Raw genomic sequence first — 11,641 nt, 5'->3', positions numbered from 1 at the left:
TTTATTTCTTTAAAGACCTAAAAAAACTTTCTAATTCAATGATTGTTTTCTCGTTTAATGAATAATGCATCCAAGAGCCATTCTTTGTGCAATTAATAAGGCCAACATCTTTTAATATTTTCATATGGTAAGAAAGAGTTGGTTGAGTTATGTTAAACTTTTTTAATATATGGCATGCACACAACTCCTTATCTTTAATCATTTCTAATATTTCAAGACGAGTTGAATCACTTAAGGCCTTAAAAATTAAAGCATATTCCCCATAAATATTATTCACTATATCCCTCCTATACTTAAAAAGAAAAACATATAGAAAATCATCTATATGTTTTATATTTTATTCTACATATAGATAAATGTCTATATGTTTATACTATTATTCATTATATTTTAAAATTCTGCCTTATTTCTCTTATCCTTATTATCTTTATTATCTTTTTCCCCCGTACCTACTTACCTTTCCTACTCTTCTTACCTCGTACCTACTTATATGCTTTCACAAGGGCTTTCTTTAGCACCTTAAGATTTCTCTTATATGGAGTAACTGGAATTATCTTTTTGTTCTTAACACCAAATAATTTATAAACAGCAATTCTTGCAGCTCTTACAGAATACTCCTCTGTAAAAACCATATCTTCAGGGATTTCTACAAATTGACTAATCATAGCAAAATTTGTTGAGCCTTTAGGTACAACCCTTGGTCTGTCACTCATCTTTCTTGGTTGGAATTGCGCATCTATATATGGCATCATACAAGGAATTACATTAACTACTGTTTCCATTATTTCATCTATTTTATTCTCAAAATGTAAATGATGAAGAAGCTCTGTTAATATTTCTTTTCCAGTACAATCTCTCATCTTTTTCTTTACATAGTCACCTTCTACATCAGTAAATAAGCCATATCCCCAGAAAATTGTGGTATCTAGTGGCTGATTTTTAAAATGAGGTTGAGCTGCAACAACTATGCTCATTAACCAGTTTGAATCTTTAAAAGTCATTAATGCACCACTACCAGGCACATTACCTGAAAATTGTTCTATCATTTTTAAAAGCTTATTGCCTCTCATAGTTACAGTAAAGCTCTCCCAGTTAGTTTCCTCTGGATAATCAAAAAATGGCGAAGGATTTCCAAGGCCTTTTTTCTTTTTAGCTATGTTTTTCCATAGTTCACCTGACATTGGATTATCAGGTTTATATAAAGCTGGAGTATTAAAGTCACCTAAGGTAGCATTATCTGTCATAGAACCATTTGTTACAATGCATACATCTCCTGGATTTAACTGAATTTTACTCTTTCCATTTTCAGTTTCTACGTACATTGCAGTAACAGTAATACCCTTGCCTTCTTTAAAATCTAAATCATAGACTCTTGCATTAATTGAAAAATCCACTCCATTTTTAGCTAAATAGTCTTTTATAGGTACAATCAGAGACTCGTATTGATTATATGGTGTACGAGTTACCCCTTCTAGAGTTTCTATTCTTGAAAACTCAAATATCATTCTCTCCATATATCTCTTAAATTCAAATAAACTAGACCACTTTTGGAATGCAAAGGTAGTCTGCCACATATACCAAAAGTTTGTTGTAAAAAAATGAGGAGAGTCATTAAACCAATCCTCTATAGTTAAATCATCTAAGACATTTTCTGGTGTAATCATAAGCTTACCAAGTAATAATCTATCCTTCGTGCTAAATCCCATTGAAGTAACATCTATTATATTACCCTCTTTATCAACAAGTCTAGCTTGAGCATTAGTTGGATGAAGATGATCAAAATTAAGTACTTCCTCAGTTACACTTTTATCTGGAAATTCTAAGGATGGAATATTAGAAAATAGTTCCCAGAAGTTTTCATAAGTTTCTTCATTTAACATTCTACCACCACGTGCTATAAAGCCATTTCTTACATCTCCAGCTCCATCATTACTTCCACCTAAAATATGCATCCCTTCTAGTATATGAATATTTTTACCTGGCATGTTGCAGTCTCTTATTAAATAGGCAGCACCAGCTAAGGATGCTAGCCCTCCACCTACAAAATAAACTTCTTTTCCATAATGATTCTTGTAATCTTTTATACTACACATTGAAGATTTCTCTCCAAATTTCTTAGCTATATAATATGCGAAAACTGTGGCACCAGCTAAACTACCAAAAACAACTAAAGGATTTATATCATTATTCTTCTTTTTCATGGAAACTTTCTCACCCTTTCATAAGTATTTCCATAATATGTTGCCCAGTTTTTTCTATTAAATACATCACTTAAACTTAAATGAATCATATAATAATTTAAAATAATATAGGAGTTTTTCTTATGAAACATAGAGAATGGGTTCTTATGTCTATGAGAGGCGAAAAAGAAAAAACATCATTTACTTTAGAAGAAGCAGAAAAAATTGCACAAAAACTTCATATTGATTTTTCAAAGGAAAAATTTACTTTAAATGACTTTTTTAAAGGGATAAATGTTGAGTTAGAACATGGAACAAGATTTCCTAATACAAATGTAACTAATAATGATCCAGTTTTAACAGGTAAAATTGCATTAGCTCATTTATATGAGTTTCCTGATTATTATGTAAGACTGCAAAAGTTAGAAGATGAGGCAAAGGCTTATTGGAGTAAAAAATAAGCATAAAAAGGTTGTACCATTTTTTAATATTGGTACAACCTTTTTAATATTAACCTAAAGTTTCAACTATAGTTTTTATTGATTGGTTAAACTCTTCTGTAGAAGAGTTCTTGAATATTACTAAATCATCAATATCAGGTCTTGTAAAGTTACATCCTGCAATGTATTCATCCCAATTTGCAAGCTTCCAAGTATCTCTGCTTGAATTTCTTTCAATCATTCTTTGGTGACAAACTTCCTTGTCAGTTTCAACCCAAACTATTACTAGTTTAGCATCTTTTTTTGCAAGCATGTCTCTTAAATTTTGAATATATTCAGCATCTCTTACTTCTCTTGTAAAAGGTGCATTAATTAAAACTGTATCGTTATACTCTAATGCTTCTAATGCAAAGTCTATAGTAACTTCATATTCATAATTTCTGATATGTTCTTCAAAAAAGTCTGAACTTCTATTAATTTCTTCATTAGCTACTCTAAATATTTGCTTAGATAAAGGTATTACTGTATCCTTATCTAAATAAACAATGTTATGTAGTGCCTTTGCTATTTCTCTTGATACAAATGTTTTTCCACATGCTGGTGGAGATGTTACTAAGATTAATTTTTTCATTTGAATTTTCACCTCTAGTATATTTTAAATTGTATTAATTTTTGCGCTCACGTATTGAATTATAGCATTTTTTGTAGAATCCTACAATAATAGCTTACAAAATAACTTGTTAAATATTATTAAACTCTATTTAATATATATTTTTACAAATGGTTACCTTATATTAAAAGGAGGTATTGTTATGTCTAAAATGAAAAAAATAAAAGATTTAGCTAATGTTCAAATGGAATCTTCTACTAAATACGCAAAATCATCAAGAGAACCCAATGATGGCTATTTCATTGAAAAGGATCCTAGAGATACTTTTTCTTCAGAAGGAACTGTAAGATATGGTGAAGAAACTGATGTAGATGATATATAAAATTACCTAATATAATTTTATTTCTATAGAGAATACTAATAAGGTAAGTAGTTATTAAAGGAGGTTTTTTAATGAATAAACTTGAATTTGCTAAAGTAAATGAATTAGGTATTGTTAAAGATAATGAAGAATTTAAAGCTAGTTTAAATGGTCAATTTACTGGTGAGACTGCAGAGGTTGGGCTATATCTAGCAATGGCAAGAGTAGCACAAAGACAAGGATATGCTGAAGTTGCTGAAGTATTAAAAGTTATTGCATGGGAAGAAGCAGAACATGCTGCTCAATATGCTGAACTTATGGGGAAGGTTTCTGATTCCACTGAAAAGAACATATCTCAAATGATAAATGGTGAAGTTGGATCAAATAAATATAAGGCAGATTTAGCAGAAAAAGCAAAGGATGCAGGACTTGAAGAGTTATATACATTTATTGACCATGCTGCGAGAGATGAAGCAAGACATGCATCTATGTTAAATGGATTATTAAAAAGATTATAAAAAGTTAGAATGCCTAATTTAGGCATTCTAACTTTTTTAATATTAATAAATTCTCTTCTTTTACTTTTTCGTTCTTCTCTTCATATTCTAATGCTTCTTTATCAATTTGCTCCATTATTTCTTTAGATAATTGTCTTTCGGCAAATTTATAAATCACATTATCTTCTTTTGTCTTATGTCTTTCTAATAAATCTGAATATCCTATAGCATTTGCAATAACATCTAACTTAGCCTCTTCATCACCTGACTTTACCTTTACTAAAGCCTCTTCAAGAGAATTAACATATAACCTTCCTAAGTCATGCTCCACAAGCATTCCATTCTTAATAGTCTTTTCTCCTAAAGCTCCTAAATGTTCAACCATTCTATTAAAGAGTATTATTTCTTCCTTATTGTGATGATGTCCATCTGCATAATTTCTTATAAATCCTATAATCATATTAAAATGCTCATAATTTATATCATCACCCTTTAAAATACCCATGCACTCTTTTCTTATTACCTTTAGCATTCTACATATGTTTTCATGCTCTTCCATCATAATTTCTATTGCTGTCATTTTATCCTCTCCTTTTGATTTCCATAGTATCATCCTCATTATGAATATATTTAAAATTAGAGTTTATTTCACTCACAAAATTTTCGATCCATTTCTCTCTTAATGAATAAAACACGCCGACATCCAATCCAACTTTATCAAAAATATCCTTATGAACACACACTCTTCTTTTCCATACCACCTTATTTTCAGAGTTTTCTACAATTTCATTTACTCTATCACAAGGCATTCCATCAAGAATATAGTTATTCATTTCAGTGAAAATTTCTCTAGCATCATTTATAGAAGTATTAGCTTTCACTTCATTTCCAGCCTTTTTCCCTTGTGTTTCATATATTTTTTCAATTGAACTTAAATATCCTTTATTTACTAAATACTTTGTAATATAGGCATTTCTTCCTTCAGCTATTATAATTCTTTCCTGTAACCATCCATGAATATTACTTGTATCTATTATATCTTCTAAAGGTTTATCAGGAGTTCTTTCACCACAAATTTTGTCTAATTCTTCTACATTAAATGTAGAATCAAGTCTTAAAAGCTCATCTTCTATTCCCTCAAACCACTTAATCTTATTAAATAACCAATAATGTATTTTTCCTAAAAATAAACTCATATCCTTTTCTCCTCCGTTTTTGTTTTTATTATAAATAATACTACTATAAGTGTCTGTAACAAAAGTTACAATAATACATTCTTTTTTATTGTGATTGAATGTACAAGCTATTATAATAAAATTATAAACTAGAAGGTGAGGTAACTAAGGTGACAAATATTTTAAAAATTGCGGGATTGATTTTACTAGGGCTTATAGCACTTAAAATTATAGGTATTGTTTTAGGCGCACTTATAGGAACAGTGGCTACTGTAATAAAAATAGTTTTATACTTAGGCGTTGGTGCTTTCGTATTCTATGGAATTAAAAAACTAGTTGATGAAAAATAAAAAACTTTGCTAAACTTGCAAAGTTTTTATTTTTTAATGACTTAACTATTTTTTGATACATCCACTATAACTCTTGATGTATGTTTATCTATATGTACCTTACACTTATCATTAGGTAAAAAATACTTAGGGTCCTTATCATATCTATCACTTTCAATTGTATATGTTTCGCAAGTATATGGATTAGAATATTTAACTAATAGTATATAACTAACTGTAGCATCTACCACATTAAGCTGACTCTTAAACTCACCTAATATATCCTTTTTTACTATTCTACTCCCTATAATTTTCCCCTCTACATAAGGCATAGTAAGCATATACTTTCTCCAAGACCTCAACCTTCTTATATGAAGGTTGTTCTTAATTCCTATTATTAAACAAATAATTGCTGAAACAAAAGTAATAAGTATGAATGTAGCAGGTGAATCACCATCCAAATCTGATTTAGAAAATGTGCTAACTATAGTCATAAAAATAGACATTACTAATAGTAAAATCCCTCCTGTTATCATGCCTCCAAATGAATATTTGTAATCTAGTGGTGTAGTACTTTTTTTCATTGCCCCTCACCCCAATTTGTTATACTTTATATTTTCTTCTCCTCCACCAACTCTTCAATAAATCTTCTATGACTTTTAACCATATATTTAGGTAAATCATCAAGAGGAAAGAATTTTAATTCAGTTCCTTCTTCATTATCTACTTGTAACTCTCCTTCATAATCCCTTGTAACATAAACTGCATTAACAAGATAAAACTCATCTTCATTTGGAAGTTTCATATAAAAATCTTCTCCAGAATATACATTAACTAACTTTAAATTAGAAACCTTTAATCCTGTCTCTTCAAAAACTTCTCTTATTCCTGTTTCCTCTATAGTTTCTCCCATGTCCATTATTCCCCCTGGAAGCCCCCAATTCTTTTGGGGATATGTTCTTTTTTGTAGTAAAACCCTATTTTCTTCATCAAGAACTATTACAGAAGTACCGTTTAATATTACAGGCTTATGTCCAATATATTCTCTTAAGTATTTAACATAATTCATTACTTATCACATCCTAAGTTTTCGAAATTATAAATTAATAATGGTATTTCCATCTCATCTTTTGTAAGTCCACCATGGGATCCCTTTAAGGATATCTCGTACTTGCCCTTCTCAAACCACCATACTCCATATCCATCATAAGGGATAATAACAATATTCCCCATCCTACTTAAGAATGTTTCTGATGGATTTATAAATACTCCTTTATCTATTAAGTCCTTAACTAAATATATTTCCCCTTTATCTTTAAACTTTTCCTTTAACAACTCATATACATATATTTCAAATTCCTTCTTTATATAAAGGAACATATCTCTATTATACCCAACAGGAACAATACTTTTTCCTTTAGAATCCTTAAGCATATATTCGTCTATGTTAGGGATTAATTCATTTAAATAAATTCTATCTTTAATCTCCATTTGTCCATGATCAGCTGATAAAATAAAAATCCCTTCATTTACACCTTTATCTAAGACATTATTATAAAAATTATCTAAAGCTTTAATAAAATTATTTATCTCAAAATAAGCCTTATAAGAACTCATGCCATACTCATGACCAATTGAATCTATTTGGGGATAATAAATATAATAAAAGTTTTTACCCTTATCCTTTTTAATCCCTTGAAGAAGTATATCAAACATCTCTTCTACTGAATCATAGCCTTTTACCTTTCCATCCTTAAAAAGCTCCCTAGAATAATAGCTATTATTAATATAATTTGGTGTAATAATTGTGCTACATACCCCATTTTCTTTAAGCTCTTTAAAAAGGTTATCCTTTGGCAAAATTTCTTCTTTACCCTCATAGTCAAATAGAAATGGTGTAAAAACCTCATTTATCTTAGAATCATATGTAAACCATTCAAAAAATCCATGCGTAGAAACATCCTTACCTGTAATTACTGATGTTACATGAGCAGTAGTAGTTGAAGGAAACTGGGATGTTATCTTTTCTTCTATTCCTCTTTTCCTTATTTCCTTAAAGAACTTAGAGTCCTCTCTTACACTCTTATAAAACTTCCATCCAAAGGCATCAACTAAAATAAAAACAACCTTTTCCTTATTTAAAAGTATTTTTTTTATCTTCTTATTTTCTAAAGTTATCCCATCATTAATACCAAAATTATGTTTAATTGAATTAATTATATTTATGAAGTTTTTCCCATTATACTCTGGGAAAATAAAGTCATTAGTCATACTTAAATACCTCCTTTCAACACTCTATAATCTACAGCTCTATAGTTGTTCCTGCAGATAGATAATTAATCTTATCTTTTAGTGTTTCTTTTAAGATTTTAAAAGCATTTGTTCCAGTACAATGGCATGTATAATACTTAGTTTTTCTCTTATTAAGTTCAAAACCTATTGAGGTTATTAATTCATTATCTTCATACTTTTTAGATACTGGATTAAAAAGGTGGAACCCTCCAATAACATAATCAAAAGATTCATTGCAGATATTTTCTCCAACACTAAGAATATTAGTTATACCCTTATGGGCACATCCTGCTACTAATATATTTTTACCATCATCATTTATAATTAAATTCTGCTCATGATTAAAAGTATCTTTTACATACTCCTTATTAATCTTCATAAACAAAGAATCATTAGATTTAGATATTAGATCTTTTTTAGGTACATCTGCAAATAATATTAGATTATCATTAATTTTATAATTATTACTACATAGAATTATTCTATCATTTGATTCAAATGACTTATCCAATCCAACATAATGTTTAAACCCTAAAACCTTTGTATAATAAGGCATAAAGGATGATTTATTTATATATACTTTCCCTTTTTTATTGTTTTCTAAAAAATATTTTATACCTCCACCATGATCCTTGTGCCCATGAGATATAACCACCATGTCTATATCTTCTATGTTTACACCTAACTTTTTAGCATTCTCTAAAAACAAATGGTTTGGTCCTAAATCAAAAAGTATCTTATTAGTTGTAGTTTCTATATACAAAGATAATCCATGTTTACTTTTATACTCATTAGATATACTCTTATTATCAATTAAAGATTTTATAATCATACTTCCCCCAAAATTTACATATTACTAATGTATTAAGTATATAATTTTTTTGATGATAAGTCAGTATTTTTATAATTAAAAAAGAGAAATTGCAAGCAATTTCTCCTCATAATCCCTAGTATCTATTTTACTTCTTTTAACACAGCTTCAGCTACATTCATAGCTACGCCTTCTTTAAATGGCTTTGGAATAATATTTTCTTCATTTAACTCATCATCAGAAATCTCATTTGCAATTGCGTAAGCTGCTGCAAGCTTCATTTCAGTAGTAATCTTCTTAGCTCCTGCGTCCAAAGCTCCTCTAAAAATTCCAGGGAAAGCAAGGACGTTATTAATTTGATTAGGATAATCACTTCTTCCTGTACCTACTATTCTTGCTCCAGCTTCTTTTGCATCATTTGGATTTATTTCAGGTTCAGGATTAGCCATTGCAAAAACTATAGCGTCCTTATTCATAGATTTAATCATATCCTTTGAAACAATATTTCCCACAGAAACTCCAATAAATACATCTGTCCCCTTAATTACATCACATAATTTACCCTGTTCTTTATTAGGATTAGTAATATGGGCTATTTCTTCTATTGAAGAGTTTTCATATTCCATGCCACTATAAATTGCTCCATTTATATTACACATAACAAGATTTTTTACACCAGAATGTAATAAAAGCTTTCCTATAGCAATTCCAGCTGACCCAGAACCATTAATTACAACCTTTAAATCTTCTAATTTCTTGTTAACTATTTTTAGAGAATTTATAAGTCCAGCTAAAACAACTATAGCTGTTCCATGTTGATCATCATGAAATACTGGAATATCTAACTCCTCAATTAATCTTTTTTCAACTTCAAAACATCTTGGTGCAGATATATCTTCTAGATTAATTCCACCAAAGGAAGGTGCTATTCTTTTAACTGTTTCTACTATTTCATTAGGATCCTTTGTATCCAGTACTATTGGTACTGCATCTACATCTCCAAACTCTTTAAATAGTACGCACTTACCTTCCATAACTGGTAAGCTTGCTAAAGGACCAATATCACCTAGTCCTAATACTGCTGTACCATCTGATATAACTGCAACTGTATTCCATTTTCTTGTATAGATATTGGCCTTAGTTGCATCCTTATGTATTTCTCTACAAGGCTCAGCTACCCCTGGAGTATACGCTAAGCTAAGATCCTTTTCGTTTTGAATCTTTACCCTTGAAGTTACTTCTAGCTTACCTCTCTTTTCTTCATGAAACTTTAAAGCTTCTTCATATATATTCAAAATACCACCTCAAAACTTATACTACTTTTGTGCCATGTATTTCTTTTGCACCTGTATATTCTAAGATATACTCTCTATTTTCTTTATTAACACCTTTACCTGGCATTATAATAATTCTATCATTTGCATATTCTACTAGCTTTTTAAGTAAATCCTTACCTGCTAATGCATTTTCACATCCACCTTTAGTTAGAATTCTATCTACACCTAATTCTACTAATTGGTCTATTGCCTTAAACTTATCTTCTATTTCATCAAAAGCCATATGGAAGGTTATGTTTAAAGGCTTAGCTCTTTCCACTAACTTTTTAGTAACATCCATATTAATTTCTTTTCCATTTAACGCTCCTATTACAACTCCATAAGCACCATTTTCTTTACATACCTGAATATCTTCAAGCATTATTTCTACCTCATCTTCTGAATACTCAAAGCTTCCTCCTCTAGGTCTTATAATTACCATAACAGGTATATTTACATGCTTTATTGTCTTTTTAATAGTTCCAACACTTGGAGTTGTTCCATCCTCCATTAAATTGTCACAAAGTTCAATTCTATTAGCACCTCTTTTAAAAGCACTAATTGCCTCATTATAATTTCCTACACAAGCTTCATACATACTTTTCTACCTCTTTTAATCAAATGTTATTGGTGACTTTATTCTCTTTAGATATGCATCTAACCACTCCTCACTTGCCACCTCATAAGTAGTTTTTCCATTAACATTTTTACATACGTAAACTGTTGGTTCCATATCATCTGTCATCACTGAGAATGAGAAGCCATCAATATTAGTTGCAACACCAAATTCCCCTTTGTTATTTAAACAAACAACAGATAAATCTCCAGCTTTACCTCTTCTTTTCTTTAATTCTGCATTTAAGTCTTCCACTGCCTTATCTGCTGCTTCTTGTGGATGATATCCTTCCTTCATTAATCTTACTATTTCATAAGATATGCATCCCTTCATTAAATCCTCTCCAAGGCCTGTAGCTGATGCTCCTCCAACTTCACTGTCAACATAGAAACCAGAACCTGAAAGTGGAGAATCTCCAACTCTTCCTCTTTTCTTCATAAATAAACCACTTGTAGATGTTCCAGCCACCATTTTCTTTTCACTATCTAAGGCTATCATACCTACAGTGTCATGTCCATCATAAGGGCTTAAACCTTTTTCTATTGTTTCTTTTCTTCTTTTTTGATAGTGCATCTTAGCTCTATCTGTTAACATATTAACTCTTTCAAAACCTTCTTTATGAGCATAAGCTTCTGCACCTGCACCAACTAAGAAGCAATTAAATCTCTCTTTGCTTAACTTTCTTGCAATTGAAATAGGATTTTTATAATCCTTTATACCAGCAACTGCACCAATATCTAAAGTATCTCCATCCATATATGCTGCATCTAATTCAACTTCACAATCTTCGTTAGGTAATCCTCCATAACCTACTGATTTATAAAAAGGATAATCTTCAACCATCTTTATTGCATTTTCAATAGCATCACCTGCTGTACCGCCCTTTTCTAGTATTTGCTTAGAGCTTGTTATTCCTTCTACTGCCATTCTCCATGTAGCTATCATTGCATATTTCATAAACCTCATCCTCCAAAATATTATTTTGATGTCTATTTTTATAGCAATTAACATGCC

General features: G+C 30.1%; 16 protein-coding genes. 4 read left to right on the top strand and 12 right to left on the bottom strand.

Annotated elements, in window-relative coordinates; all coding sequences use genetic code 11:
* Position 1 precedes the first annotated feature (1 nt).
* Both G594_RS18760 and G594_RS0110055 read right to left on the bottom strand, forming a co-directional pair.
* Positions 2 to 277: an ArsR/SmtB family transcription factor gene (locus tag G594_RS18760; protein ID WP_034866372.1), complete on the bottom strand. Its 276-nt coding sequence runs from the start codon at positions 275 to 277 to the stop codon at positions 2 to 4.
* Between the two features lie 205 nt (positions 278 to 482).
* Positions 483 to 2,201, bottom strand: coding sequence for an oleate hydratase (locus G594_RS0110055; protein ID WP_027098468.1), 1,719 nt, complete (start codon positions 2,199 to 2,201; stop codon positions 483 to 485).
* 122 nt (positions 2,202 to 2,323) lie between these two features.
* Here G594_RS0110055 and G594_RS0110050 point away from each other — a divergent pair, with 122 nt between their 5' ends.
* Entirely contained in the window at positions 2,324 to 2,641 is a 318-nt protein-coding gene (locus tag G594_RS0110050) for a DUF5661 family protein (RefSeq protein WP_027098467.1), read from the top strand.
* A 49-nt stretch (positions 2,642 to 2,690) separates the two neighbouring features.
* Here G594_RS0110050 and G594_RS0110045 read toward each other — a convergent pair whose 3' ends face one another.
* Complete coding sequence (locus G594_RS0110045) at positions 2,691 to 3,251, bottom strand: P-loop nucleotide/nucleoside kinase family protein (RefSeq protein ID WP_027098466.1); 561 nt, start codon at positions 3,249 to 3,251, stop codon at positions 2,691 to 2,693.
* Positions 3,252 to 3,432: 181 nt separating this feature from the next.
* On the opposite strand from G594_RS0110045, the gene G594_RS0110040 reads away from it, so the two are divergent.
* Both G594_RS0110040 and G594_RS0110035 read left to right on the top strand, forming a co-directional pair.
* On the top strand, positions 3,433 to 3,612 hold the full coding sequence (locus G594_RS0110040) for a hypothetical protein (protein WP_027098465.1): 180 nt from the start codon (positions 3,433 to 3,435) through the stop codon (positions 3,610 to 3,612).
* Between the two features lie 71 nt (positions 3,613 to 3,683).
* Positions 3,684 to 4,109 (top strand): ferritin-like domain-containing protein, encoded by a 426-nt coding sequence (locus tag G594_RS0110035; RefSeq protein WP_027098464.1) that lies wholly within the window; start codon positions 3,684 to 3,686, stop codon positions 4,107 to 4,109.
* Positions 4,110 to 4,122: 13 nt separating this feature from the next.
* On the opposite strand, the gene G594_RS0110030 is transcribed toward G594_RS0110035, so the two are convergent.
* Entirely contained in the window at positions 4,123 to 4,668 is a 546-nt protein-coding gene (locus tag G594_RS0110030) for a hemerythrin domain-containing protein (protein ID WP_027098463.1), read from the bottom strand.
* Position 4,669: 1 nt separating this feature from the next.
* Positions 4,670 to 5,284: a hypothetical protein gene (locus tag G594_RS0110025; protein WP_027098462.1), complete on the bottom strand. Its 615-nt coding sequence runs from the start codon at positions 5,282 to 5,284 to the stop codon at positions 4,670 to 4,672.
* A 149-nt stretch (positions 5,285 to 5,433) separates the two neighbouring features.
* On the opposite strand from G594_RS0110025, the gene G594_RS0110020 reads away from it, so the two are divergent.
* Complete coding sequence (locus G594_RS0110020; protein WP_027098461.1) at positions 5,434 to 5,613, top strand: hypothetical protein; 180 nt, start codon at positions 5,434 to 5,436, stop codon at positions 5,611 to 5,613.
* A 41-nt stretch (positions 5,614 to 5,654) separates the two neighbouring features.
* On the opposite strand, the gene G594_RS0110015 is transcribed toward G594_RS0110020, so the two are convergent.
* The 7 genes from G594_RS0110015 to G594_RS0109985 form a co-directional block, all read right to left on the bottom strand.
* Positions 5,655 to 6,176 (bottom strand): hypothetical protein, encoded by a 522-nt coding sequence (locus G594_RS0110015; protein ID WP_027098460.1) that lies wholly within the window; start codon positions 6,174 to 6,176, stop codon positions 5,655 to 5,657.
* 26 nt (positions 6,177 to 6,202) lie between these two features.
* Positions 6,203 to 6,661: an NUDIX hydrolase gene (locus tag G594_RS0110010; RefSeq protein ID WP_027098459.1), complete on the bottom strand. Its 459-nt coding sequence runs from the start codon at positions 6,659 to 6,661 to the stop codon at positions 6,203 to 6,205.
* Positions 6,661 to 7,863, bottom strand: a complete 1,203-nt coding sequence (locus G594_RS0110005) for an alkaline phosphatase family protein (RefSeq protein WP_027098458.1) — start codon at positions 7,861 to 7,863, stop codon at positions 6,661 to 6,663. Before G594_RS0110005 ends, G594_RS0110010 begins: the two co-directional genes overlap by 1 nt.
* 31 nt (positions 7,864 to 7,894) lie before the next feature.
* Complete coding sequence (locus tag G594_RS0110000; RefSeq protein ID WP_027098457.1) at positions 7,895 to 8,716, bottom strand: MBL fold metallo-hydrolase; 822 nt, start codon at positions 8,714 to 8,716, stop codon at positions 7,895 to 7,897.
* A gap of 122 nt (positions 8,717 to 8,838) precedes the next feature.
* Entirely contained in the window at positions 8,839 to 9,990 is a 1,152-nt protein-coding gene (locus tag G594_RS0109995) for an NAD(P)-dependent malic enzyme (protein WP_027098456.1), read from the bottom strand.
* 16 nt (positions 9,991 to 10,006) lie between these two features.
* Positions 10,007 to 10,609, bottom strand: a complete 603-nt coding sequence (locus tag G594_RS0109990) for a copper homeostasis protein CutC (RefSeq protein WP_027098455.1) — start codon at positions 10,607 to 10,609, stop codon at positions 10,007 to 10,009.
* Positions 10,610 to 10,624: 15 nt separating this feature from the next.
* Complete coding sequence (locus G594_RS0109985) at positions 10,625 to 11,584, bottom strand: glycosylasparaginase (RefSeq protein ID WP_027098454.1); 960 nt, start codon at positions 11,582 to 11,584, stop codon at positions 10,625 to 10,627.
* Positions 11,585 to 11,641: the final 57 nt, after the last annotated feature.

This window comes from Clostridium paraputrificum AGR2156 (assembly GCF_000424025.1).
GTDB classification, from domain to species: Bacteria; Bacillota; Clostridia; order Clostridiales; family Clostridiaceae; genus Clostridium; species Clostridium paraputrificum.
Note: the sequence above shows the minus strand (reverse complement) of the source record. Positions and strands in the feature narration are given on the sequence as shown.

What these genes read in the sequence shown, in the direction of transcription:
- G594_RS0110055 (WP_027098468.1), bottom strand. Translation starts at nt 2,201, where the DNA reads ATGAAAAAGAAGAATAATGATATAAATCCTTTAGTTGTTTTTGGTAGT.
- G594_RS0110050 (WP_027098467.1), top strand. Translation starts at nt 2,324, where the DNA reads ATGAAACATAGAGAATGGGTTCTTATGTCTATGAGAGGCGAAAAAGAA.
- G594_RS0110045 (WP_027098466.1), bottom strand. Translation starts at nt 3,251, where the DNA reads ATGAAAAAATTAATCTTAGTAACATCTCCACCAGCATGTGGAAAAACA.
- G594_RS0110040 (WP_027098465.1), top strand. Translation starts at nt 3,433, where the DNA reads ATGTCTAAAATGAAAAAAATAAAAGATTTAGCTAATGTTCAAATGGAA.
- G594_RS0110035 (WP_027098464.1), top strand. Translation starts at nt 3,684, where the DNA reads ATGAATAAACTTGAATTTGCTAAAGTAAATGAATTAGGTATTGTTAAA.
- G594_RS0110030 (WP_027098463.1), bottom strand. Translation starts at nt 4,668, where the DNA reads ATGACAGCAATAGAAATTATGATGGAAGAGCATGAAAACATATGTAGA.
- G594_RS0110025 (WP_027098462.1), bottom strand. Translation starts at nt 5,284, where the DNA reads ATGAGTTTATTTTTAGGAAAAATACATTATTGGTTATTTAATAAGATT.
- G594_RS0110015 (WP_027098460.1), bottom strand. Translation starts at nt 6,176, where the DNA reads ATGAAAAAAAGTACTACACCACTAGATTACAAATATTCATTTGGAGGC.
- G594_RS0110010 (WP_027098459.1), bottom strand. Translation starts at nt 6,661, where the DNA reads ATGAATTATGTTAAATACTTAAGAGAATATATTGGACATAAGCCTGTA.
- G594_RS0110005 (WP_027098458.1), bottom strand. Translation starts at nt 7,863, where the DNA reads ATGACTAATGACTTTATTTTCCCAGAGTATAATGGGAAAAACTTCATA.
- G594_RS0110000 (WP_027098457.1), bottom strand. Translation starts at nt 8,716, where the DNA reads ATGATTATAAAATCTTTAATTGATAATAAGAGTATATCTAATGAGTAT.
- G594_RS0109990 (WP_027098455.1), bottom strand. Translation starts at nt 10,609, where the DNA reads ATGTATGAAGCTTGTGTAGGAAATTATAATGAGGCAATTAGTGCTTTT.
- G594_RS0109985 (WP_027098454.1), bottom strand. Translation starts at nt 11,584, where the DNA reads ATGAAATATGCAATGATAGCTACATGGAGAATGGCAGTAGAAGGAATA.